The 23,299-nt window shown below is 70.9% G+C and carries 23 protein-coding genes, 1 tRNA gene, 1 pseudogene and 1 riboswitch; of the genes and pseudogenes, 10 read left to right on the plus strand and 15 right to left on the minus strand.

Annotated elements, in window-relative coordinates:
* Positions 1-11 precede the first annotated feature (11 nt).
* The 3 genes from ACIRBY_RS29535 (at position 12) to ACIRBY_RS29545 (ending at position 4,667) form a co-directional block, all read left to right on the plus strand.
* Positions 12-1,433 (plus strand): hypothetical protein, encoded by a 1,422-nt coding sequence (locus tag ACIRBY_RS29535; RefSeq protein ID WP_403906153.1) that lies wholly within the window; start codon positions 12-14, stop codon positions 1,431-1,433.
* The gene (locus ACIRBY_RS29540) at positions 1,430-3,256 is read left to right on the plus strand and encodes a DEAD/DEAH box helicase (RefSeq protein WP_403906155.1); all 1,827 of its coding nucleotides are present in this window, start codon (positions 1,430-1,432) and stop codon (positions 3,254-3,256) included. Before ACIRBY_RS29535 ends, ACIRBY_RS29540 begins: the two co-directional genes overlap by 4 nt.
* 130 nt (positions 3,257-3,386) lie before the next feature.
* On the plus strand, positions 3,387-4,667 hold the full coding sequence (locus ACIRBY_RS29545) for a DNA cytosine methyltransferase (RefSeq protein ID WP_403906158.1): 1,281 nt from the start codon (positions 3,387-3,389) through the stop codon (positions 4,665-4,667).
* Positions 4,668-4,732: 65 nt separating this feature from the next.
* On the opposite strand, the gene ACIRBY_RS29550 is transcribed toward ACIRBY_RS29545, so the two are convergent.
* The 3 genes from ACIRBY_RS29550 to ACIRBY_RS29560 form a co-directional block, all read right to left on the minus strand.
* Complete coding sequence (locus ACIRBY_RS29550) at positions 4,733-5,200, minus strand: very short patch repair endonuclease (RefSeq protein ID WP_403906160.1); 468 nt, start codon at positions 5,198-5,200, stop codon at positions 4,733-4,735.
* A gap of 37 nt (positions 5,201-5,237) precedes the next feature.
* Positions 5,238-6,236: a hypothetical protein gene (locus tag ACIRBY_RS29555; protein ID WP_403906162.1), complete on the minus strand. Its 999-nt coding sequence runs from the start codon at positions 6,234-6,236 to the stop codon at positions 5,238-5,240.
* 245 nt (positions 6,237-6,481) lie between these two features.
* A complete protein-coding gene (locus ACIRBY_RS29560; RefSeq protein WP_403906165.1) occupies positions 6,482-7,021 on the minus strand; it encodes an N-acetyltransferase in 540 nt (179 codons plus the stop codon).
* Between the two features lie 414 nt (positions 7,022-7,435).
* Here ACIRBY_RS29560 and ACIRBY_RS29565 point away from each other — a divergent pair, with 414 nt between their 5' ends.
* Positions 7,436-7,735, plus strand: a complete 300-nt coding sequence (locus ACIRBY_RS29565) for a hypothetical protein (RefSeq protein WP_366452184.1) — start codon at positions 7,436-7,438, stop codon at positions 7,733-7,735.
* A 490-nt stretch (positions 7,736-8,225) separates the two neighbouring features.
* On the opposite strand, the gene ACIRBY_RS29570 is transcribed toward ACIRBY_RS29565, so the two are convergent.
* The 5 genes and pseudogenes from ACIRBY_RS29570 to ACIRBY_RS29590 all read right to left on the minus strand — a co-directional run bounded on the left by ACIRBY_RS29570 (position 8,226) and on the right by ACIRBY_RS29590 (position 13,262).
* Complete coding sequence (locus tag ACIRBY_RS29570; RefSeq protein ID WP_403906167.1) at positions 8,226-9,440, minus strand: DUF445 domain-containing protein; 1,215 nt, start codon at positions 9,438-9,440, stop codon at positions 8,226-8,228.
* Positions 9,441-9,676: 236 nt separating this feature from the next.
* Positions 9,677-10,330: pseudogene (locus ACIRBY_RS29575) on the minus strand (DUF1707 domain-containing protein); the annotation flags it as partial.
* A 211-nt stretch (positions 10,331-10,541) separates the two neighbouring features.
* Positions 10,542-11,504 (minus strand): ATP-binding cassette domain-containing protein, encoded by a 963-nt coding sequence (locus tag ACIRBY_RS29580; protein WP_403906169.1) that lies wholly within the window; start codon positions 11,502-11,504, stop codon positions 10,542-10,544.
* Positions 11,505-11,506: 2 nt separating this feature from the next.
* Entirely contained in the window at positions 11,507-12,352 is an 846-nt protein-coding gene (locus ACIRBY_RS29585) for an ABC transporter permease (RefSeq protein ID WP_403906172.1), read from the minus strand.
* A gap of 106 nt (positions 12,353-12,458) precedes the next feature.
* Complete coding sequence (locus tag ACIRBY_RS29590; RefSeq protein WP_403906175.1) at positions 12,459-13,262, minus strand: ABC transporter permease; 804 nt, start codon at positions 13,260-13,262, stop codon at positions 12,459-12,461.
* A 177-nt stretch (positions 13,263-13,439) separates the two neighbouring features.
* On the opposite strand from ACIRBY_RS29590, the gene ACIRBY_RS29595 reads away from it, so the two are divergent.
* Entirely contained in the window at positions 13,440-15,875 is a 2,436-nt protein-coding gene (locus ACIRBY_RS29595; protein WP_403906178.1) for a transglycosylase domain-containing protein, read from the plus strand.
* Between the two features lie 55 nt (positions 15,876-15,930).
* Here ACIRBY_RS29595 and ACIRBY_RS29600 read toward each other — a convergent pair whose 3' ends face one another.
* The 3 genes from ACIRBY_RS29600 to ACIRBY_RS29610 all read right to left on the minus strand — a co-directional run bounded on the left by ACIRBY_RS29600 (position 15,931) and on the right by ACIRBY_RS29610 (position 17,120).
* Positions 15,931-16,251, minus strand: a complete 321-nt coding sequence (locus ACIRBY_RS29600; protein ID WP_030158619.1) for a multidrug efflux SMR transporter — start codon at positions 16,249-16,251, stop codon at positions 15,931-15,933.
* 32 nt (positions 16,252-16,283) lie between these two features.
* Positions 16,284-16,352, minus strand: a riboswitch (guanidine-III (ykkC-III) riboswitch).
* Between the two features lie 59 nt (positions 16,353-16,411).
* Positions 16,412-16,753: a co-chaperone GroES gene (locus tag ACIRBY_RS29605; RefSeq protein ID WP_042809247.1), complete on the minus strand. Its 342-nt coding sequence runs from the start codon at positions 16,751-16,753 to the stop codon at positions 16,412-16,414.
* A gap of 49 nt (positions 16,754-16,802) precedes the next feature.
* Positions 16,803-17,120, minus strand: a complete 318-nt coding sequence (locus ACIRBY_RS29610; RefSeq protein ID WP_403906181.1) for a DUF3618 domain-containing protein — start codon at positions 17,118-17,120, stop codon at positions 16,803-16,805.
* A 116-nt stretch (positions 17,121-17,236) separates the two neighbouring features.
* On the opposite strand from ACIRBY_RS29610, the gene bcp reads away from it, so the two are divergent.
* The 4 genes from bcp to ACIRBY_RS29630 all read left to right on the plus strand — a co-directional run bounded on the left by bcp (position 17,237) and on the right by ACIRBY_RS29630 (position 19,412).
* Entirely contained in the window at positions 17,237-17,704 is a 468-nt protein-coding gene (gene bcp / locus ACIRBY_RS29615; protein ID WP_390687477.1) for a thioredoxin-dependent thiol peroxidase, read from the plus strand.
* 143 nt (positions 17,705-17,847) lie between these two features.
* The gene (locus ACIRBY_RS29620; protein WP_403906184.1) at positions 17,848-18,474 is read left to right on the plus strand and encodes an HNH endonuclease; all 627 of its coding nucleotides are present in this window, start codon (positions 17,848-17,850) and stop codon (positions 18,472-18,474) included.
* Entirely contained in the window at positions 18,471-19,325 is an 855-nt protein-coding gene (locus tag ACIRBY_RS29625) for an HNH endonuclease (protein WP_403906186.1), read from the plus strand. The genes ACIRBY_RS29620 and ACIRBY_RS29625 overlap by 4 nt, the downstream gene beginning before the upstream one ends.
* Positions 19,326-19,337: 12 nt before the next feature.
* A tRNA-Leu gene (locus ACIRBY_RS29630) sits at positions 19,338-19,412 on the plus strand.
* A gap of 66 nt (positions 19,413-19,478) precedes the next feature.
* On the opposite strand, the gene rdgB is transcribed toward ACIRBY_RS29630, so the two are convergent.
* The 4 genes from rdgB to ACIRBY_RS29650 form a co-directional block, all read right to left on the minus strand.
* Positions 19,479-20,081: an RdgB/HAM1 family non-canonical purine NTP pyrophosphatase gene (gene rdgB / locus ACIRBY_RS29635; RefSeq protein ID WP_403906189.1), complete on the minus strand. Its 603-nt coding sequence runs from the start codon at positions 20,079-20,081 to the stop codon at positions 19,479-19,481.
* Between the two features lie 29 nt (positions 20,082-20,110).
* Positions 20,111-20,506, minus strand: coding sequence for a hypothetical protein (locus ACIRBY_RS29640; RefSeq protein ID WP_403906192.1), 396 nt, complete (start codon positions 20,504-20,506; stop codon positions 20,111-20,113).
* Positions 20,507-20,602: 96 nt separating this feature from the next.
* Positions 20,603-21,337 carry a ribonuclease PH gene (gene rph / locus ACIRBY_RS29645; RefSeq protein ID WP_042809242.1) on the minus strand — a complete coding sequence of 245 codons (735 nt, stop codon included), beginning with the start codon at positions 21,335-21,337 and terminating at the stop codon, positions 20,603-20,605.
* Between the two features lie 156 nt (positions 21,338-21,493).
* Positions 21,494-21,805: a PTS glucose/sucrose transporter subunit IIB gene (locus ACIRBY_RS29650; RefSeq protein ID WP_281187150.1), complete on the minus strand. Its 312-nt coding sequence runs from the start codon at positions 21,803-21,805 to the stop codon at positions 21,494-21,496.
* Between the two features lie 139 nt (positions 21,806-21,944).
* Here ACIRBY_RS29650 and ACIRBY_RS29655 point away from each other — a divergent pair, with 139 nt between their 5' ends.
* Positions 21,945-23,246: a PTS transporter subunit EIIC gene (locus tag ACIRBY_RS29655; protein ID WP_403906195.1), complete on the plus strand. Its 1,302-nt coding sequence runs from the start codon at positions 21,945-21,947 to the stop codon at positions 23,244-23,246.
* Positions 23,247-23,299 lie beyond the last annotated feature (53 nt).

Here is a 23,299-nt window from a genome sequence, read left to right on the forward strand (position 1 = left end):
GGGAGTGGCCCGTGTTCCGGGAATTTGCAGCACCGCCGCGCGCCGAGGAGTTCAGCGCGCTCATCAAGGCAAAGGTGGAAGAGGTAAAGGAGGCAGGGGGAACCCGCGAGACGGTCACCGTCGACTGGAACTCCCAGACCGCGCATGTCGAGGTCATCGACCTGCCGCTGAGCAGCCTGTACTTCAACCCCGGCACGCATCGGATCCGGGCCCAGCGCAGCCACGACCCGGCCCGTGACGGGCAGCTGGAAGAGGCTCCCTGGGAGACTTCCGGCCAGGAGTACCTGGCGTACCTCCTGCAGGCGGACCCCGCCAATCCGGCGATGCGGGATGCCGCCTTCGAGAAGCTCAAGGAGAGCCTCGCACAGTTCGGCCAGAACGACCCGGGTCTGGTCACCCATCACGGGGTACTGGTCAACGGCAACACAAGGGCCGCCGCCCTGCGCGAGCTCGGTGCCCAGTCGATGCGGGTAGGTGTGCTGCCGGCATCGTTCTCGTGGGCGGACATCAACGCCGTCGAGCTGTCTCTGCAGCTCCGCAAGGACCACCGCCGCGACTACTCGTACCTCAACCGGCTGCTGGCCATGGAGGAGCAGGCCCAGTTGGGCCGCACACCCGAGCACATCGCGAAGGAGTTCCGCGTTCAGACCAAGACGTACCACCAGGAGCGCTGGATCCTCACGACGATCCGGGAGCTCATCGAGCGCAGCCGCACCGGGGCCGCTGTGCTCTCCCTGTTGGCCTTCGAGGGGGATCAGGAGAAGCTGAAGGAGCTCGAGCGCCTGTACAAGAACCTCTCCGAGGTGGAGCGGGACGAGGCCGAGGTCATCCGGGAATGGCGTCTGGCTGCAATCCTCATGGGCTTCTCCAAAACAGACGTCCGCCACATCGACGAGAACTTCGCCAAGTCCGACTACCTGGACCGGAACCTGCCTGAAGGCATGGGGCTCGGCGGGGAGAAGGCGCCGGACTCCATCGTCGTGCCCGGCCTTGGGATCTCCGTCGCCGGCGACACCTCCAAGGTGTCCGCCGCTCGCGCCCTCAACGACCAGGTCCTCCGGGCCAAGGCTGTCATCGACGCGCCGGGCGACTGCCCCGACAGCGAGCGGCAGGCTGCCCGAGAGACTTTCAACGCCGCTAGGGCCGCATTCGACAAGGCCATTGACGACGCTGGCCGTGATGCCCGGGTCCGCAAGCGCAAACAGCTGGCTCCCGCACGGCTGGCCGACGCCTGCGCCGACATCGACCAGTGCGTGGTGGACCTCGTAGAGGCTCGGGCGTCCCGGACGCTCGACGTCCCCGCCTTCGATGACGCCCTCCTCCAGCTGCGCAAGAGCCTCGCCAAGCTCGCCGACCAGGCGGAGCGAATCGACACCGCGGGCGACGGCGTGGCATGGCTTCTCCACGCCTCCGCCGCCGGGGCGGGCGAATGACCGACAGCTCCGGGCAGGCAGTCACTCTGCGTCTTGAGTTCGATGAGACGCGCACCAAGGTCGTCTTCCGCGCGGCCGTCGGCTTCGCGGACGACCTCGTCCAGCTCGCGGGGCGCTTCCGCGCTGGCGGCCATCTGGGGCCCGGCACTGCCGTCGCCGACCTCGACGATGTCCTCACCCGGGTCGACCAGCTCTCCTCTTGGCCCGACCAGGCCGGCGTGCGGTGGGCTGACGATCTGAGGAACCTCGTCGTCAGCACCATCCAGGACGCCGCAAAGGTGGAGCAGCGGCTTCGCAGCCCAGAAGCCGCGCTCGCCGACGAAATCAGCGCAGACGAGGTTCCAGCGCTGCTCGGCGACGAGTGGACGGCCCCGCTCGGGGCGTTCCAGCTGAGAGACATCGCCAAAACCCTCAGCCTGCAGCACGGAGCGAACTTCAGCGTTCCCGGCGCGGGGAAGACCCGGAGCGCGCTCGGCGTCTACGCGGCGCAGAAGGCCGCAGGCCTCGTTACACGCCTGCTTGTTGTGTGTCCGAAGTCCGCTTACGAGTCCTGGCAGTACGAGACCGCCGTCTGCTTCAGGCACGCGCTGCGGCCCCACGTGCTCGACAAGGCCATGGACCAGTACGCGGAAGTGCTGATCGTCAACTACGAGCGACTGGACCGGGCGCTCCCCACTCTGTCCGCATGGCTGGAGAAGGAGCCCGCCATGCTCATTCTGGACGAGGCCCACCGGATGAAGCTGGGGGCGCGCGGTACCTACGGCGCCGCCTGTATGGCACTCGGCCCGCTCGCCAAGCGCCGACTCATCCTGACTGGTACGCCGGCGCCCAACGGGCGAAAGGACCTGGAGAACCTGCTGGGGTTCGTCTGGCCGGGGCACGGCCAGCGGGCCGTGGAGCGTGCTGTCAGCGGGGGCTCGCTTGCCGATGCGAGCAAGGCTCTGAAGCCGCTGTTCACCAGGACCACGAAGCAGGAGCTCGGCCTGCCTCCGATGGAGCCCCGGGTCCGCTACGTCGACATGCCGCCGCTCCATTCGGAAATCTACGATGCCCTGGTCGGCAGGGAAGGGGCCCTGCCTGGAAGGGACGATCTCACGGCCCTCGGGAAGACTGCGCTGCGGCTGCTGATGGCCGCGACCAGCCCCGCGCTCCTCCTGGAAGGAGGCCACCGCTACGAGCCCCTGACCTACCAGCTGGATCCTTTGGATATCCCTCGCGGGCACTCCCTCTACTCCCTGATGCAGAAGCTGCCGGACTACGAGCTGTCGCCGAAATACGCGGAGACGGCGGCTATCGTGGCGAAGAACGCCGCCTCAGGCCGCAAGACGCTCGTCTGGACAACCTTTGTGCGAAGCCTTACCACTTTGGAACGCCTCCTTTCCGAATTCTCGCCAGCGGTGGTCCATGGCGGAACACCTGACCGCGACGAGCAGATCCGCAGGTTCCGGGAGAGTGCCGACTGCGCCGTACTGATCTCCAACCCGGCAACCCTGGGCGAGGGAATCAGCCTCCACCAGGTCTGCCATGACGCTGTCTACGTGGAGCGCGACTTCGTCGCCGGCCGCTATCTCCAGAGCCTCGACCGGATCCACCGCCTGGGGCTCGCCCCCGATACCGAGACGCGTGTCACGGTGCTGGCCGCGCGGAACACCATCGACGAGGTCGTCGAAGTCAGACTCGACCAGAAGCTGGAGTTCATGGGGAAGATCTTGGACGACCCCTCGGTTCAGCAGCTTGCGGACTTGGAGGAGGAGCCGTCGGTCGCAGCGGGGCTGGGGCCGGAGGACGTCGCGGCCCTCCTCGGGCACCTCAGGAAGCACTAGGAGCCCCCCGCAGTGCCGGCGGCAGACCCCATCCCGGATCTGTTGCCGGCACAGGCTGCGACTTCATGTGAGGATGGCGTCTGGCGTACCCTGCCAGACTTGCTGCTCGCGCCACACATGAGGAGATCCGATGACCGCCCGGCGGACCCGCCCAAAGTTCGACACGCCGCTCGTCTCTGTCGAGATCTGTGCCGGCGCAGGCGGGCAGGCGTCCGGGCTCCACGAGGCGGGCTTCGACCACGAGGCGCTCGTCGAGTGGGACGCCCACGCAGTGGAGACCCTCAAGGCGAACATCACCTCGTGGCCGGGCTGGACGAAGAAGAAGATCGACAGCCTCGCCCCGGGCGACGTGCGGAAATTCCTGGAGTCCGACGACTACAAGAACATCGTCAGCAACGGCCAGGAGATCGACCTCCTGGCGGGCGGAGTGCCCTGCCCTCCGTTCTCCCTCGCCGGAAAGCAGCTCGGGCCGGACGATGAGCGTGACCTCTTTCCGGACATGCTGGATATCGTGGAGAAGCTCAAGCCGCGGGCCATAATGATCGAGAACGTCCGCGGAATCCTCGAACCCCCCGAAGTATTTATTGATTACCGGCGCAAGATCCTCGACAGGCTGCGCGAGCTTGGCTACGACGTTCCCGAAGTGAAGAGCACCGATTCACCGCAGGAGCAGGATCGTGTCATGCGGCGAGTCTGGCGCCGCGTGGACGCCAAGCACTTCGGGGTTCCCCAGCTGCGCCCCCGGGCTATTCTTGTCGCGATTCACAAGGATGTGGTGTCGGAGCATGAATTTGCCTGGCCGGTAAAGGATGACCTGGCCGGTGAAACTCTGCGCGAGACGCTGGAGAAGACGATGCTCCCGCGCTATAAGGCCTACTGGGGCGTGAAGCCGGTTCCAGGCCTCGACCTGACCGGCGAAGAGGCCTTCGGCCGGTGGCGTACGAAGGCCAAGGAGGCCGAGGACCGCGGGGTGACAGTCGCCCCGACGCTGGTCGGCGGCTCCCGCAAGCACGGCGGTGCAGACCTGGGTCCCACTCGGGCCAAGAATGCATGGGCCCTGCTTGGCGTCGACGGCAATGGCGTGGCCAACACAATGGAAGCGTGCGATCCCGAGCGCGACCTCTTCCGCGAGAAGGGCCCGATGCTCACCGTCGAACAGGCCGCGCAGATCCAGGGATTCCGCAACTGGAAGTTCTCTGGCGGCAAGACGGCCCAGTACCGCCAAGTGGGCAACGCGTTCCCCCCGCCGGTAGCCGAGGCCATCGGCCGCGCCATCGCCGCCGTGCTGCGCCCGGAACGCCGCGAAGAGCTGATCAAGGGATACAGCTTCACGGAAGACAGCGCGGTAGACGCGGCCCGCATGAAGGCGCCCGGATCCCTGTTCGCCGACACCGGCACAGCTTCCGCCTAGGAATCGGCGTAGAACGCAGAGCCAAGAGTCAAGTCCCTGTCCGCGGCCCCGCAGGCCGCGGACAGCTACCGATTTTGGTTACGGCGCGCGCTCACTGCCTCCACGACTGCCTCCGCGCAGGCTGCTGCGCCCTCATGCTCCCAGAAGCGCATGACGAGCCACCCCTCGGCAGCAAGCCTCGCGTCAGTCTCCCGGTCCCTCCTGACGTTTCCCCCGATCTTGTCCCGCCAGTAGCTGGGGTTCGTCTTCGGAGGAACGAAGTGGTCCGGGCATCCGTGCCAGAAACATCCGTCGACGAACACCGCTACTTTCGCGGGGCGGAACACAAGGTCAGCCGTCCTCCTCATCCCCGGGAGCGGCTTGGCCGCCACCCGGTATCGGAGCCCCCGCGCATGGAGCAGGGAGCGCAGCGCCCGCTCCGGAGACGTGTCCCGGCTCCGGTTGCCCCGCATGCTCCGACGGTTCGCCGCAGATGAAGCCCAGGACCCAGGCGGAGGGGTCCAAGCAATGCCTTCTGGTGACTGGTCGCTCATGGGAATCGGAGTGTATCCGCAGCCGGAACCTGTCCTTCTAAGCGCCGAACAAAGGCAGTTGCTGGTGGCCGCGGGCCTTGAGGGTGGGTGGGGTTCGGTGGGGGGTGGTGAGGGTGAGGAGGGTGCGGAGGGCGTTCAGGACTTCCGTGGGGGTGTCGCGGATGATCGACGGGGTGGCGCTGACCACCAGGACGCCGTGGGATTCCAGGCGCAGGCGGCGGCGGAGGGTGGCGTGCCAGGCGTCGCGGGTGTAGTGGTACTCCGCCGAGTCGACCTCCAGGGCCACGCCCTCGTCGGGCCAGTAGGCGTCCGGGCTGGCCAGGAAGGTGCCGTCCGGGGTGTAGAGGCGGGCGTTCCACAGCGGGGTCGGGAGGTCCGTGCCGGTGAGGACGTCGCGGGCCCGGGCCTCGGCGATCGAGCGGACCCCGGCCAGGAGTTCCCCGGCGGCGGCGCGGATCGCGGGGCGGGACAGGAGGCGGGCGCTGCGGAGTTCGGCGTGGAGGTCGCGCGGGTGGCACCAGCCGGACTGGACGACCTGGGCCAGGACGGAGCGGACCCGGTCGGGGCTCGGGCAGCGGGCGGCGAAGTCGGCGGCGGCGCGGACCGGGCGGGCGCTGGGCACGCCCGAGACGGTCAGGGTGCCCGGCCAGCGGGAGGTCGTCACGGGGCGGACCTGCGCGAGGGCGGTGAGCCGGCGCGGACTGCGGATCAGGACGTCGGCCGGGGCACGCGGGGCGTCGCGGATGCCGAGGAGGGCGAGGGCGGCTCCGCCGGTGAGGGCGGCCGTGTCACCGGAGAGGGGGTCCGCGGCGGGTTCGGCGGCGTACAGGACGGCGGCCAGGGCGCGTTGGCGGTGGTCGGGAGGGCCCGTCTGGAGGAGGTAGACGCGGGGCAGCAGGCGTTGCCAGGGACCTCCGGGACGGGTGCGCGAGGTGAGGGTGGCGTGGGGGACGCCGGCGGCGGTGGTGAGCTGGTGGCGGGTGGCGAGGTTCAGCTGCCGGCGGGCGAAGGGCTCGGGGGCCTTGTGGGTGATCATGGCCCCGGTATGCCCGGTCCCGAGAGGTCCAGTCGTCCCTTTCGGGTGGCGGAGGGGCGGGGTGGCCGGGGCAGGTCGCGGGGCCAGCGGCAGGTTGGGGCGGGCTGGGGGCAGGGGCGGCCCGGACGGACCGGGGCCACAGACAGGTCGGAGCCCACGGGGGGGCACAGACGGCCCGGACGGACCGGGGCCACAGACAGGTCGGAGCCGAGGGGGGCAGAGGCAGGTTGGGGCGGCTGGGGGGGTCAGGGGCGGCCGGGGTGGTTCGGGGCCAGGAAGACGACCACGTTGGTTTCCGTGCCGGGGAGCGCGGGGACCTCGTGCCAGCCGAGGCGGTGGTAGGTGGCGACGGTCTCCGTGGCGAGGCGGGACGTCAGTAGCCAGGCGCGGTGGTGCGGGGCATCGGCGGTGATCTCGGTGAGGAGGGCCCGCCCGGTGCCGGTGCCGCGCGCGTAGGCCCGTACGGCCAGTTCGTCTATCTCCAGCGCCCCGATCAGCAGCTCGCGCACCCGGTCCGGGCCGAGCTGGGCGGCGACCTGGGGGTAGCCGCGGCCCCGGGGGAAGGGGGCCTGGGTCAGCCAGGCGGTGGCAAAGCCGTCGATGCCGGTGGGGGACTGGGCGAAGGCCGTACGGAATCCGGCGCGCCGGACGTCGCTCTGGAGGCGGTCCGCGAACTGGCGAATGGTTTCTGCGTCTTCGTTCCAGGGCGGGGCGGAGAAGACGTCGGCATAGGCGTCCACGAGTTCGTCGGCCAGGTCGAGGACGGAACGGCCGTAGGAGATCACGTGCGGCTCCGGGGTGTATGGGCGTGGGGGAGGGCGTTTTGGGGTGGAAGACCGAAACTATGCGATTGGGGTTCCCGAACGCCCGGAGGGGAGGAACCCGGCGTGTGCCGACAATTCGGCCGCCGCGGGTGCGTGTCGCGGGGCGGCGCGGGGCGTTGAGCAGCCGTGGACAGAGTGTTGCGGGTGGCGGGGCGGTGCGCGCTCGCCTTTCTTCTCGTGCTCGGGGTCGTGGCGCTGCTGCCGCGCGCCCTGAGGGAGGCGGTGCCGCACGCCGTGGTGGGCGGGGCCGTGCTCGCGCTCGGGGCGACGGGTGTCCGTCGGGGCTCCAGGCGTCCGCGTTAGCCTCGACAGCGGTTCATCGCACGAGATGACCGGTTTGTATGACGTACCGATGACACGACGAGGGAGTTCGACATGGCGCGGGTACCGAGTTCCGCGGTGGCGGCGGCCGGGCTGATCGGCGGCTACGCCGTCGCCCGCTGGACGAAGAAGCGGCCCCTGGGCGGGGTCGTGCTCGGCGCCGCCGGCGTCGTGGCCGGGCGCGAGTGGCACCGCCGCGGCGGGGTGCCGGCGGCGGCCGGCCTGGGGGCGCTGTACCTGGCGGGCTTCGCGGGGGCGCACCCGCTGGCGAAGAAGGTCGGCGCCTGGCCGGCCGTCGTCGGCGCGGCGGGCGTCGTCGCCGCCACGGCCTGGGCGGTCGCCGACCGGGCCTGACCGGCCCCTCCGGGGCTCCGGGCCCGCCTCCAGGCGGGGTGACGGACATGTACCGCCTGTCCGGCGCGCCGCCGACCGGGCGGCACGCCGGACAGGCGCCCGGTCCCGGAGGAACCGACACCACAGCCGCCCGAACGGGCCCCCGGCACGGAACAGCCGCCGGACACCGAGACCCGAGCAGCGCGGAGCGATCCGCTGCCACCTGGCGGCTCCTGCGTCCCCGGGTGCGGCCATCAACCCAGGACGAGACCTCCACGCGCCCGGATCCGGGCAGCCGGTAGCCGCCCGGCGCCCCCGCCCGCTCCGCAGAGCGGCCGAGGTCGGAAGGACAAGGACTGCCGGGAACCCCCCAGACCGGCTCTGAGGCCGCCCGGGTCGGACGCCGACCCTCACCACCCCGGACGGCGCCCCCTACCCCCTACCCCCTCCCCCCCTACCCCCTGCCTCCCCTTACCTCCTGCCTCCCCCTACCCCCTGCCTCCCTCTCCCCCTACCCGCCCAGCAGCCGCGACACCGTGTAGATCAGCAGGCCCGCCAGTGCGCCCACCACCGTGCCGTTGATGCGGATGAACTGGAGGTCGCGGCCGATGTGGGCCTCGATCTTGCGGGAGGTGTGCTCCGCGTCCCAGGCGGCCACCGTGTCCGTGATCAGCGAGGTGATCTCCGCGCGGTACGTCGTGACCACGTAGACCACCGCGCCCTCGATCCAGCCCTCCAGCTTCGACTGGAGCCGCCCGTCCGTCGCCAGGCGGGCGCCCAGGGACATCAGGGAGGAGCGGACGCGCAGCCGCAGCTCGCTGCGTTCGTCCTCCGCCGCCGAGATGACCATCGAGCGGACCGCGGTCCACGCCGACGCGATCACGTCCTGGACCTCGCCCCGCGCCAGGATCTCGGACTTCAGCCGCTCCACCCGCGCCCGCGTCTCCGTGTCCGACTGGAGGTCCGCGGCGAAGTCGACGAGGAAGCGGTCCACGGCAGCGCGCGCCGGGTGGCCCGGCATGTCGCGCATCTCCGTGACGAACCGGAGCAGCTCCTTGTACACGCGGTCGCCGACCTTGCGGTCGACGAAGCGCGGGGTCCAGCCGGGGGCCCCGCCCTGGACCGCGTCCATGACGGAGTCCCCGTGGGTGACCAGCCAATCGTGGGCCCTGGCGCAGACCAGGTCGACCGCGCGGCGGTGGCCGCCGTCGGCGACGACGCGCTGGAGGGTCTTGCCCAGGCCCGGCGCGATCTCCGCCGCCTCCGCCCGCCGGGTGATCGCCTCGCCCACCACCGCCTGGACGTCGGAGTCGCGCAGTACGGTCAGGGCCCCGCGCAGGGCGGTGGCCAGTTCCGCCGTGACCCGGTCGGCGTGCTCGGGCTCGGCCAGCCAGGCGCCGAGCCGGCCGCCGATGCCGAGGGCGTGCAGCCGGGCGCGCACCACGTCCGCGGAGAGGAAGTTCTCGCCCACGAACTCGCCGAGCGAGACCCCCAGCTGGTCCTTCTTCGTGGGGATGATCGCCGTGTGCGGGATGGGCAGTCCCAGGGGCCGGCGGAAGAGGGCCGTCACGGCGAACCAGTCCGCGAGCGCGCCGACCATGCCGGCCTCCGCCGCGGCGGCGACGTATCCGGCCCAGGCACCCGCGCCCCACGCCTGCTGGGCGCATTTGGCCAGGGCGTAGACCGCGGCGACGACGATCAGCAGGCCGGTCGCGGTGGTCTTCATGCGGCGGACGCCGCGCCGCCGCTCCTCGTCCGCCTCGTTGAAGACGAACGCGCCGCGGACGGCGGACGGCGACGGCGGAGGCGCTGGTGGTGACAGTGGTGGCGCTGGCGTTCCCGGATCTTTCACGTGCTGCTCCTGCCTTCCCCCGATGGCCGGTTTTGTCTGCATAGCATCCGACTCCCGGGAGGGCCGAGGAGTTCCCGGCGCGCCGCTGACGGGATCCCCGGTCCCGGCTAGAGCTCCTTGCGGACCTCTCCGCCGCCCAGGTCCTTGCCGCCCTTCGACCGCTTGAGCTCCTTCGGCGGCTTGGGCTGCTTGACCTTCACCGCCACCCCGCCCCAGAAGGCGAGGCCGTTCACGACAACCCGCGGAGCACCCGGTTCCGGACGGTTCTCCGGGGACCGGCCCTGGTCGAAGCCCCCCATGATGCCGATGCCCCGGACGTCGACCTCGACGCCCGGCGGGACCGTGATCTCGATGCCGCCCATGATGGCCACGCAGGTGATCACGACCTCGGGCGCCGCGAAGTCGGCCTCGCGCAGGTCGAGCTCCCCGCCGCCCCAGAAGGCCACGGCGTTGAACTGCGCGGGCACCGTCCAGCGCCCCTTGCGCTGGAACCCCGACATGATCGCGACCGCCGAGGAGGAGGCACCCCCCGAACCGCTGACCCGGGACTGCCAGGAGGACGCGGACGAAGGGGCGGAGGGAGGCGAGAAGGCCTCGGCGGACGCCGGCAGGTCCCTGGTCAGGGGTTCGAGTTCCGCATAGGTACGGGACGCGTACGCCGCCTCCAGCCGCTCCTCGAACTCCTCCATGTCGAGCCGGCCCTCCGCGACGGCGTCCCGCAGACGCTCGACCACCCGCTCGCGGTCGGCGTCCGACGCCCTCATGGACGAAACCGCCGCCCCCTGAGGGGCCTTCTCCAGGGAGGTCTTCTCCAGGGAGGTCTTCTCCGGCGTCGCCTGCTCCGGGCGCTCGTCACTCATGCGGGTCAGACTATGCAGGGAAACCGCCCGGTTGAACGGCCCGGACCCCGGTTCGTACCCCGGGACCGCCCCTGATTTCCCCCCTACCTTCCCGCCCCGCCCCGCGTACCCCCGCCTACCCCCGCCCCGCGTACATCCGCGCGATCACGTCCTCGATGTCCGGCTCGCGCACCGACAGGTCCAGCAGCGGGTACTCCGCCGCGACCGCCGCCACCAGCGGCGCCGCCGAGGACCGGGCCGGGAAGGCCAGCCACTGCCGCGGCCCCTCCACCCGCACCACCCGCGCCCCCGCGACCTCCAGCGGCGGCAGCTCCCGCTCCAGGTCGACCACCAGCGTCCGTTCGCCGCCCTCCCCCATCGCGTGCAGCCCGCCCAGCGCCCCGTCGTACATCAGCCGGCCGTGGTCGATCACCATCACGCGCTCGCACAGCTGCTCGATGTCCTGGAGGTCGTGCGTCGTCAGCAGCACCGTCGTCCCGAGCTCCTCGTTCAGCTGCCGCAGGAAACCCCGCACCCGCGCCTTGCTGACCACGTCCAGCCCGATCGTCGGCTCGTCCAGGTACAGCACCTCCGGGTCGTGCAGCAGCGCCGCCGCGATGTCCCCGCGCATCCGCTGGCCCAGCGAGAGCTGCCGCACCGGTACGTCCAGCAGCGCGGCGAGGTCGAGCCGGTCCACGCAGCGGTCCAGGTTCTCCCGGAAGCGGGCCTCCGGGATCCGGTACATCCGGCGCATCAGCCCGTACGAGTCCTTCAGCGGGAGGTCCCACCACAGGGTGGTGCGCTGCCCGAAGACCACCCCGATCCGGTGCGCGAGCCGCATCCGCTCCCGCGCGGGGTCGATGCCGGCGACGCGCAGCCGGCCGCCGCTCGGGGTGAGGATGCCGGTCAGCATCTTGATCGTGGTGGACTTCCCGGCGCCGTTGGGCCCGATGTAGCCGACGACCTCGCCCCGCGCGATCTCGAAGCTGATCCCGTCCACCGCCGTGACCCGGCGCTTCTCCCGGCGCATCAGCCCCGAACGGCGCCGCACGTCGAAGACCTTCTCGACCGCGTCGAGAGAGATGAGGGCATCGGACACGACTAGCTCCCCGTGCTTCGGTACGAACGGACCCCCGCGCGCCAGGCCAGCGACGCGGGCAGGAACACCGCGAAGGCCACCAGCGGGCTCAGGTACGCGACCCACCCCGGCAGCCCCAGCGGATCGGGCCGCCCGAGCACGTACAGCGCGGGCAGCCAGTTGACGAAGGCCAGCGGGACGACGAAGGTCACCCCGCGCAGCAGGTCCTTCGCGAACACCGTCGGCGGGTACTGGAGCATGGTGCAGCCCCCGTAGGTGAAGGAGTTCTGGACCTCCGCCGCGTCCCCGGCCACGAACTGGAAGGCGGCGCCGGCCACCAGCACCGCGCCGAAGATCCCCGCCCCGGCCACCACCATGACCGGCACCAGCAGCACCTTCCCCGGCGTCCAGTGCACGTCCAGCACCGAGATCGCCCAGCCCAGCACCGCCAGCCCCTGCACGATCCGCCCCAGCCGGCGCAGCGCGAACCGGTCCGCGGCGACCTGCGCGAGCAGCGGGACGGGGCGCACCAGCATGGTGTCGAGGGAGCCGTCGCGGATCCGGGCGCCGACGCGGTCGGTGTTGCCGAGGAGCAGGTCGGCCAGGCCCAGGGAGGCCGAGCAGGCCCCGTAGAGGAGGGCGATCTCGGGCAGGGTGAAACCGCCGAGCGCCTCCACGTGGGAGAACATGACGGCGATCGCGACGAAGTCGAGGACGGTGATCGCCGCGTTCCCGACGGTGGCCAGCAGGAACGACATCCGGTACGTCATCGTCGAGCGGATCCACATCCCGACGATCAGCCCGTAGCCGCGCAGCCCGTCGCGGAGCCGGCCGCCGTACCCCGGGGCGCCGTACCCCGCCCCGGCCACCACCGCCCCCGGCCCGACCGGCCCTGTCCCGACCGGCCCTGTCCCGACCGGCCCTGTCCCGACCGCCCCCGCACCACCCGCCGGCTCCGCCGGGACCGCCGTCGCCTCAGCCACCCTGGACCACCACCTTCCGCGTGGCCGCCGACTGCACCAACCGACCCGCCCCCAGCAGCACCAGGGCCCACACGGCCTGGAAGCCCAGCGCCCGCACGGCTCCCCCGGCCCCGGCGTGGGTGCCGAGCAGCACGTCCAGCGGGACCTGGAGCATCGCCGCCCACGGCAGCAGCCGCAGCACCTCGCCGAAGCCCCCGGGGAAGACGGTCAGCGGCAGCAGCATCCCGGAGCAGAAGATGGTCACGACGGTGGCCATGAGGTTGACCCCCGCCCCGTCCAGCAGCCAGAACGCCGCCAGCCCCAGCAGGTACCGCACCCCGAACCCGACGACCAGCCCGAGCCCGACCGACAGCAGGAACAGCAGCCAGCGCAGCGGATCGGACGGCAGCGCGAGCGTGAAGGCCAGCGCCCCCGCCACCAGGGGCAGCAGCCCGCGCCCCAGCAGCTGGAAGCCCGCCCGGCCGAGGTCGGCGGCGAGCCACCAGGCCTGGAGGTCGGCCGGGCGGTACAGGTCGACGGCGATGTCACCCGTACGGATGCGCTCCTGGAGCTCCTCCTGGAAGCCGCCGCCGATGAGCGAGGCGGCCGCCAGCAGGGACTGGCTGACCCAGACGAAGGTCAGGGCCTGGGCCCGGTCGTAGCCGCCCAGGTGCGGGCGCTCGTCCCACAGGGCGATGTACGTGTACGCGACGATGAAGCCGAAGACGGTGTTGGTGAACACCCCGGCGGCCGTCGCCGTCCCGTAGGCCGCGTAGCGCCGGAACCCGCCCGCCGCGACGGCCAGATAGAGCCGCACCGTATCCCTCCGTTTCCCACGTCGTTCCTACGTCGGCCAAAGCGCGCGAGCCTAGTGCGCGGGGGCGGGCCGCGCGACCGCTTTTCCTGCCCGTCCGGAGCGGAGCCAAGCGGCCGCCGGGCAGCCGCCATGAGGTACAAATGTGGGTAATTCACACGGTCACGAGGAGTCCCGGAGATGAGCGACCAGTCACCGCCCCAGGGCTGGACCCCTCGCGATCCGGACACCCCCCGGCCCGGGGGCGGCCCCGCTCCCCGCGGCAAGGGCGGCGGCGCGCCCAAGGGCGGGAGGAACGGACGCCGGCGCACCGGATGGCGCCGCCTCGTCCCCACCTGGCGGATGGTCGTCGGCGGGATCCTGCTGCTCGTCCTCCTGGTCGGCGGCATGCTCGTCGCCGGCTACCTGCTGGTCGACATCCCCCCGGCCAACGCGGCCGCCACCGCCCAGTCCAACGTGTACCTGTACGCCGACGGGTCCCCGCTCGCCCGCGACGGAGAGGTCAACCGCGTCAACGTCCCGCTGTCCCAGATCCCCCGCAGCGTCCAGGAAGCCGTGCTGGCCGCCGAGGACCGCGACTTCTACTCCGAACGGGCGGTGGACCCCAAGGCGATGGTCCGCGCCGCCTGGAACACCGCGACCGGCAAGGGCACGCAGTCCGGCTCCACCATCACCCAGCAGTACGTCAAGAACTACTACCTGGGCCAGGAGCAGACGATCAAGCGCAAGGTCAAGGAGTTCTTCATCGCGATCAAACTCGGTCGCGAGAAGTCGAAGGACTACATCCTGGAGGGCTACCTCAACACCAGCTACTTCGGCCGCAACGCCTACGGCATCCAGGCCGCCGCCCAGGCCTACTACGGCAAGGACGTCAACAAGCTCACCACCGCCGAGGGCGCCTACCTCGCCACCCTCCTCAACTCCCCCAGCGCCTTCGACGTCGTCTCGCACCCGCAGAGCCGCGACCGCGCCCTCGCCCGCTGGAACTACGTGCTCGACGGCATGGTCAAGAAGAAGTGGATGACCCCGCAGGAGCGCGCCGCCGCCACCTTCCCCGAGCCCGGCAAGGTCCGCGCCGCCGCCGGCCTCTCCGGCCAGCGCGGCTACCTCGTGGAGGCCGTCCGGGACTACATCACCGACCACAAGATCCTCGACGACAAGACCCTCGCCGAGGGCGGCTACCGGATCACCACCACCATCGACAAGCGCCGCGAGAACGCCTTCGTCGACGCCGTCCGCAAGCAGATGGCCGACAAGCTCGACCCGGCGGCGCGGCCGGCGGACCGGGTGGTGCGGGCCGGCGGGGCCTCCATCGACCCGGCCACCGGCAAGGTCGTCGCCCTGTACGGCGGCACCGACTACACCAAGCAGTACGTCAACAACGCGACCCGCCACGACTACCAGGTGGCCTCCACCTTCAAGCCCTTCGTCTTCGCCTCCGCCGTCGAGAACGACTCCCGCACCCGCGACGGCCGCCGGATCACCCCGAACACGGTCTACAACGGCGACAACAAGCGCCCCGTGGTCGGCACCCGGATCCCGTACGCCCCGGAGAACGAGGGCCAGCAGTCGTACGGCCCGATCACCGTCAACACCGCCACCGACCTCTCCGTGAACACGGTCTTCGCCCAGATGGTCGTCGACGTCGGCACGGCCAAGGTCAAGCAGACCGCCATCGACCTCGGCATCCCCGAGGACACCCCGAACTTCGACGCGGGCCCGGCCATGGCGCTCGGCACCATGCAGGCCAGCGTGCTCGACATGGCCCAGGCCTACGCCACCCTCGCCGACCACGGCCGCCGCACCCCCTACACCCTGGTGGAGAAGATCACGAAGGAGGGGGAGAACGTCCACCTGCCCGACCGCACCCCGCAGCAGGCCATCAGCCGGGAGGCGGCCGACACCACCACGTCCATGCTGAACAGCGTCGTGGACAACGGCACCGGCACCGAGGCCCTCGCCGCCGGACGCCCGGCCGCCGGCAAGACCGGCACCGCCGAGCAGGACCGCGCCGCCTGGTTCGCCGCGTACACCCCGGACCTGGTGACCGTGGTCTCGATGATGGGCCAGGACCCGGACACCGGCACCCTCCAGTCCCTGTACGGGGCCCTGGGCGAGCCCCGCGTCGGAGGCGGCGGCTACCCGGCGCGGATCTGGGCGGCGTACACGAAGAAGGCCCTGGAGGGCAGCGATCCGGAGGACTTCGACCTGGAGCTCCAGCCCGGCGCGGCCCAGCCCCCGCCGCCCCCGCAGACCGGCACCCCGCAGCCGCCGCAGGGCAGCCGCCCGCCATGGGCGCCGGACCAGAGCGGCCGGCCCAACCCGCCGACCCCGCCCAACGGCGGCCAGGACAACGGCGGGCAGAACCAGGGCGGCCAGGACAACGGCGGCCGCACCCAGGGCGGCCAGAACAACGGCGGCCAGAACAACGGCGGCCAGACCACGGGCGGCGACACCAACGGCGGCCAGACCACCGGGGGCCAGACGAACGGCGGCCAGACCACCGGAGGCCAGACCGACGGCGGCCGGACCACCGGCGGCGACACCAACGGCGGCGGCCAGACCACCGGCGGCGGCCTCACCCCGCGCCGCCCCCCGTCCGCCTTCCTCGAATGACCGGCGGACGGACGGAAGACGGACGCAGGACGGAGGACCGGCGGAGGACCGGTCGTCAGTGACCGGAGGTGGCCTTCAGCCCCACCACCGCGACCAGCAGCAGACAGATGAAGAAGATCCGGGCGGCGGTCACGGGCTCCCCCAGCACCGCCATGCCGAGCACCGCCGCACCCGCCGCACCGATGCCCACCCAGACCCCGTACGCCGTACCGATGGGCAGGGTCTTGGCAGCGTAGGACAGCAGCACCATGCTCGCGACGATCCCGGCACCGGTGAACACCGACGGCCACAGCCGCGTGAAACCCTCGGTGAACTTCATACCGATCGACCAGCCGACCTCGAGCAGACCGGCGACGAGAAGCAGAACCCAGGCCATGACAGGCACCTCCGGGACGAGAACGGAACGGGGGTGCGTCGTCTTTGCGTCCAGCTACCCGGTACGGCGCGTCTCGTCGGGGTGGTTCCCCACCACCGTAGCAAAGGGAATGCAAAAAGGGCTGGTGACCAGGGTCACCAGCCCTCATCCCGCTCCCCTGCTACAGGTACAGCCCCGTGGAGTCCTCCGACCCCTCCAGCCGCTCCGCCGCCACGGCGTGCAGGTCCCGCTCGCGCATCAGCACGTACGTCGCCCCGCGCACCTCGACCTCGGCACGGTCCTCGGGGTCGTACAGCACACGGTCACCGGGCTCCACGCTCCGTACGTTCTGCCCGACCGCGACCACCTCGGCCCAGGCGAGCCTCTTGCCCACCGCGGCCGTCGCCGGGATCAGGATCCCGCCGCCCGAGCGCCGTTCGCCCTCGGGGGTGTCGGACTTCACGAGCACGCGGTCGTGGAGCATGCGGATGGGCAGCTTGTCGTGGGTGGTGTTCTCGCTCACGCTCCGAACCTACCTGCCCCCGCGCGCGGCGCATGCCGGAGGGTGCGCATCACCGCTTGCGGCGCACGGAGACCACGACCAGCCCGACCGCCCCGGCCGCGAGCAGCGCCACGGGGACGATCCGCTCGACGCGCGGGGCGCCGTTCTCGTCGCGCAGGCCGTCCGTCACGTCGGTGATGAGCCGGTTGACGCGCGCGACGGCACGCCCGAGGGTGTGGTCGACGGTCGAGGCGACCCTGGCCTTCGCGTCCCCGATGATCGTCTGCGGGTGCATGCGCACGCCGATCTCGTCGAGCGTCTCGGCGAGCTGCTCCCGGCGGCGGACGATGTCCGCCTCGATCTGTGCGGGGGTCCTGGCTTCCGGCACCGCGCTGCCTCCGTCGTCGTGTCGTCGTGTGTGGGCTTGATCCGTCATGGACAGTCTGTCAGCTCAGTCAGCTTAGGCTCATGCCGTACGGATCCCCTCCCGAGGAGAGCACTGACATGAGCGAGCGACTCCAGCCGGGCGTCACCGCCCCCGCCTTCACCCTGCCCGACGCGGACGGCAACGAGGTCTCGCTCGCCGACCACAAGGGCCGCAAGGTGATCGTGTACTTCTACCCGGCGGCCCTGACCCCGGGCTGCACGAAGCAGGCCTGCGACTTCACGGACAACCTGGACGTCCTGGCCGCGGCCGGCTACGACGTCATCGGAGTCTCCCCCGACAAGCCGGAGAAGCTCGCGAAGTTCCGCGAGAAGGAGCACCTGAAGGTGACCCTGGTCGGCGACCCGGAGAAGGAGGTCCTGACGGCGTACGGGGCCTTCGGCGAGAAGAAGCTGTACGGCAAGACGGTGACCGGGGTCATCCGCTCCACGGTGGTCGTGGACGAGGAGGGCAAGGTCGAGCACGCCTTCTACAACGTCAAGGCGACCGGCCACGTAGCGAAGATCATCAAGGACCTGGGCATCTGACCCCCGTCCGGCCCCGAACAACGGCCCGCACCCTCCCGGTGCGGGCCGTTCCGCTTATCGGACGTAACGCTCCGCAGACCGGTTCGTTAGCCCGTACGAGGCCACGAACACGCGGCCGGGACGGCACGGCATGGAGGGGAACGATGGCGGTGCGGTACACGCGGGAACTCCTGGAAGAGGCGGCCCGCTCAACGAAGAACTTCGACGACGCGGTCCGATGGTGCGGAGGCACGCCGACACCGGGCTCCAGGCGCTACATCCGCGCGAAGATGACGGAAGCGGGTGTCGACTTCTCGCATTTCCCCACCCGGTGGGTGCGACACACGGAGGAGCGGCTGCGCGAGCTGGTCGCCGTGTCGGCCTCCGTCAAGGAGGTGGTCGCCCGGCTCGGCATCAGCCAAGCGGGAGGGAACCAGACCCACATCAGCCGACGCATAGCGGCGCTGGGGATCGACACGTCACACTTCCAGGTGTCACGGCGGCCACGCCCGAAGGGAACCCTGGGACCCGTGCTCGCCCTGAGGGCGCCCGAGGACGGGCGGGTCCCGGGAGAGCGGCTGCGCCGGGCCCTCCTCAACTCCGGCGTGCCGGAGGAGTGCGCGGACTGCGGTGTCGGGGTGGAGTGGAACGGCAGCCCGCTGCGCCACGAAGTCGATCACGTCAACGGCGACTGGTGGGACAACCGGCCGGAGAACCTGCGGCTCCTCTGCCCCAACTGTCACGCAGTGACCGACACGTACCGCGGGCGGAAGCGCCGGAGGGCCTCATGAAGCGCCCGCGATACACACGCGATCTGCTCACGGAGACGGCGCGGGACGCCACCAGCCTCGTTGATCTCATGCGGCGCCTTGGCGCCCCGCTCACCAGCAGCCCCCGCAACTACCTGCGCAAGCGGCTGGCCCACTACGGGATCGACACTTCGCACTTCCGCGAGGAGGCTCTTCCTGCCCGGATACCGCAGTCCTACACGAAGGAGCGTCTGGCCGAGGCCGCAGCCCGCTCGGCCACCCTCAACGAGATGCTCGACCGCATGGGCGTCGTCCCCTACGGCAGCGTGTTCAAGCACCTCCGAAAAAAGCTCGATGCATTCGGGATCGACACCTCGCACTTCCTCCGCCAACCAGGTCGGGGCGAACGCCTCTTCGGACGTGATGAGATCACCCGTGCCGTCGCCGAGTCTCGGAGCATGGCTGGCGTGATGCGATCGCTGGGGCAACCCGAGTCGGGCGGTGGGGGACGGGCACGCGCCCGGCGGAGCTTCGAGGAGTACGGCCTGTCGACGGCGCACTTCACCGGGCAAGGCCACACCGTGGGACGCCCGTCCCCGACGCGCAGGTCAGCCGAGGCCATCCTGCGGCGTCTGGATGCCGGATCGGCCCGCGAGAAGACCGCCGTGCTGCGCCGTGCGCTGGATGACCTCGGCATACCGCATGTCTGCGAGGAATGCGGAACCGACGACACCTGGCAGGGCAAGCGGCTCGTTCTGGAGATCGACCACATCAACGGAGACAGGCTGGACAACCGCCGCGAGAACCTGCGCTACCTCTGCCCGTCCTGCCATAGCCAGACAGGAACGTTCGCGAAACGATCTCACCGCACAACCCGAGGAGGGGCACAGTAAAGTAGCCGCGTTGGGCCCGTACCCCAGCTGGCCAGAGGGCGCCGGTTTAGGTCCGGTGTGTCGTGGGTTCGAGTCCCACCGGGCCCACCGCGAAGGCCCCGTGCGCAGGATCCGTGGATCCGCGCGCGGGGCCTTCGGGCTGTCCGGTCGGAGTCAGCCCAGGAGTTCGTGCAGGACCGGGATCAGGGCGCGGAAGGCCTGGCCGCGGTGGGAGATGGCGTTCTTCTCCGCCGGGGTGAGTTCCGCGCAGGTGCGGGTCTCGCCCTCGGGCTGGAGGATCGGGTCGTAGCCGAAGCCGCCGTCGCCCGCCGGGGTGTGGCGCAGGGTGCCCAGGAGGCGGCCCTCGACGACGCGTTCGGTGCCGTCCGGGAGGGCGAGGGCGGCGGCGCAGAAGAAGTGGGCGCCGCGGTGTTCGTCGGCGATGTCGCCGAGCTGGTTCAGCAGGAGGTCCAGGTTGGCCCGGTCGTCGCCGTGGGCGCCGGCCCAGCGGGCCGAGAAGATGCCGGGGGCGCCGTTCAGGACGTCGACGCACAGGCCGGAGTCGTCGGCGATGGCGGGGTGGCCGGTGGCCCGGGCCAGGGCGTGGGCCTTGAGGAGGGCGTTCTCGGCGAAGGTGACGCCGGTTTCCTTGACGTCCGGGACCTCCGGGTACGCGTCCGCGCCGACCAGCTCGTGCGGCAGGCCGGCGTCGGACAGGATGGCGCGGAGTTCGGTGACTTTGCCCGCGTTGCGGGTGGCGAGGATCAGGCGGGTCATGCCGCCATTATCCCGGTCGGCCCGGGCCGTCAGCCGGGGGTGCAGACCTTGGAGATCTCCGCGGCGGCGTCGGCGACCGGCTTGATGTCGGGGGCGGTGTTGCCCTGTTCCACGGAGGTGCGGACGTTCTTGACGGCCGTGGCCATCGAGTCGACGGCCTTGCCGAGGTCGGCGTTGCCGGTCTGGTCCTTGATCTTCTTGAGGTCCGTGTCGATCTGGTTGAGCGCGTTCTGGGTGTCCTGGACGCTGTTGCCGGCGTTCGAGACGGCCTGCTGGAGGTTGTCGACGCTGTTGGCTATCGCGACCGCCGTGTTGGCGCAGTCCATGGCGGTGGAGATGGCGTCGCAGGAGGTGAGGGCCGGGACGGTGAGGGCGGCGGCCAGGGCCACGGCCGCGACGCGGAGTTTCGGCTGGGTGCGGTTCATACGGGTCCCCCCGGGGGTGTGGGTACGGGTACGGGCGCACGGTGATGACTCCGTGCGCCCGTACCGGCGTAGACGCGTGCTCGCGCCGTGCGGTTGCTACGGGGCCTGGAGGTCCAGGGCGGCGAGCTGGAGGGCTTCGAGGTCGGCGCAGCCGCCGGCGGCGAGGTCGAGGAGGGCGTTGAGCTCCTTGCGGTCGAAGGGCTCGCCCTCGGCGGTGCCCTGGACCTCGACGAAGCGGCCGTCGCCGGTGCAGACGACGTTCATGTCGGTCTCGGCGCGGACGTCCTCCTCGTAGCAGAGGTCGAGGAGGGGGACGCCGTCGACGATGCCGACGCTGACGGCGGCGACGGTGCCGGTGAGGGGCTTGCGGCCGGCCTTGATCAGCTTCTTCTGCTGGCCCCAGGCGATGGCGTCGGCGAGGGCGACGTAGGCGCCGGTGATGGCGGCGGTGCGGGTGCCGCCGTCGGCCTGGAGGACGTCGCAGTCGAGGACGATGGTGTTCTCGCCGAGGGCCTTGTAGTCGATGACGGCACGCAGCGAGCGGCCGATGAGGCGGGAGATCTCGTGGGTGCGGCCGCCGATCTTGCCGCGGACGGATTCGCGGTCGCCGCGGGTGTTGGTGGAGCGGGGCAGCATCGAGTACTCGGAGGTGACCCAGCCTTCGCCGCTGCCCTTGCGCCAGCGCGGGACGCCTTCGGTGAAGGAGGCGGTGCAGAAGACCTTGGTGTCTCCGAAGGAGATGAGGACGGAGCCCTCGGCGTGCTTGCTCCATCCGCGTTCGATGGTGACCGGGCGGAGCTGTTCGGGCGTGCGGCCGTCGATGCGAGACATGGCTGTGAGCCTAGTCGTTGCGGGGACGGGCCGGGTGACGGGCGGGAGTACGGGCGGGGGCGGGGGTGGTGCGGGTGCGGGTGCGGCGGGGTACGGGTGGACCCCGTCCGGTCGGGCCGGTGCGGGGTCCTCGTCATGCGGTGGTGCGGGGGCGGTTCACATCATGTCTTCGATCTCGCCGGCGATGGGGTCGGCGTCGGTGCCGATGACGACCTGGACGGCGGTGCCCATCCTGACGACGCCGTGGGCGCCGGCGGCCTTGAGGGCGGCTTCGTCGACGAGGTCGGGGTTGACGACCTCGGTGCGCAGGCGGGTGATGCAGCCCTCGACCTCTTCGATGTTCTCGATTCCGCCGAGCCCGGCGACGATCTTCTCAGCCTTGGTGGCCATGTGTTTCTCCCTGAGTGTGGCGAAGAACGAGTCTCGGCGGCCGTAACCAGCTGCGTCCGCTTCGTCACGGTAGCTCACGGTTGGCCCATCTACGCGAGCGGGAGCGGGATGCCTGCCGAATGATGACGATCAACAGCACCCTGCCCACAACTGGTCTACACCAGTGTGCCGCACGTGCTGCGGCTGCCCAAACGGGCCCGGCACAGGGAGGACGCGGATGAGCGCGAGCAGTGCCGAGGCGGCACCGCAGCCGAAGTGGTGGAGCGGCCTGTACCCGGGGCTGCAGAAGATGGGGCGCAGTCTCCAGCTGCCGATCGCGGTGCTGCCGGCGGCCGGGCTGCTGATCGGGCTGGGGCAGGTCCGGGTCCTGGGCGAGGAGGGCCTGGGGTGGACGGTCGTGGCGAAGGTGATGGCGGCCGCGGGCGGCGCGCTGCTGAACGCGGACATCGGCCTGCCGCTGCTCTTCTGCGTCGGCGTCTCGATCGGGATGGCGAAGAAGGCGGACGGTTCGACGGCGCTGGCCGCGGTGGCGGGCTTCCTCGTCTACCGGGGCGTGCTGCACGCGTTCCCCAATGTCTGTCCGGCCGGGACCGTCGACATCCGCGGCGGCTGCCTGGGGCCGAACAACACGTTCGTGGAGTTCACGTACCAGAACCCGGGGGTGTTCGGCGGCATCGTCATGGGCCTGCTGACCGCCTGGTTCTGGCAGCGTTTCCACCGGGTGAGGCTGGTCGACTGGCTGGGCTTCTTCAACGGCCGTCGGCTGGTGCCGATCGTCATGTCGTTCGTGGCGATCGCGTTCGCGGCGCTGTGCCTGTGGATCTGGCCGCCGGTGGGCGGTGCGCTGGAGAGCTTCTCCGACTGGCTGACGCGGCTGGGGCCCTGGGGGTCGGGCGTCTTCGGGGTGGCGAACCGGGCGTTGCTGGTGGTCGGGCTGCACCAGTTCCTGAACGTGCCGGTGTGGTTCCAGTTCGGCAGCTACACCAAGCCGGACGGGACGACGGTGCACGGTGACATCAACATGTTCCTGGCGGGCGACCCGGACGCGGGGCAGTTCACGACCGGCTTCTTCCCGATCATGATGTTCGCGCTGCCCGCGGCGGCGCTGGCGATCACCCACTGTGCGAAGCCGCAGCGGCGCAAGGAGGTGGCGGGTCTGATGCTGTCGGTCGGGCTGACCTCGTTCGTCACGGGGATCACGGAGCCGATCGAGTACTCGTTCCTCTTCGTGGCGCCGGTGCTGTACGCGGTGCACGCGGTGCTGACGGGCGTGTCGATGGCGGTGTCGTGGGCGCTGGGGGTCCACGACGGCTTCGCCTTCTCCGCGGGTCTGATCGACTACGTCATCAACTTCAGCCTGGCGACGAAACCGCTGCTGATCATTCCGATCGGGCTGTGCTTCGCGGCGGTGTACTACGTCGTGTTCCGCTTCGCGATCACGAAGTTCGGGATCCCGACGCCGGGGCGGGAGTCGGACGAGGAGATCGAGGCGATGCGGAGGGAGAACACCAAGGCGTAGCCCTGGGGGCGAGCCCCTTGTGACGCAAGGCCCGGGCCTTCGGATCCAGCGAT

This window comes from Streptomyces sp. NPDC096136 (genome assembly GCF_044763325.1).
Classification (GTDB): domain Bacteria; phylum Actinomycetota; class Actinomycetes; order Streptomycetales; family Streptomycetaceae; genus Streptomyces.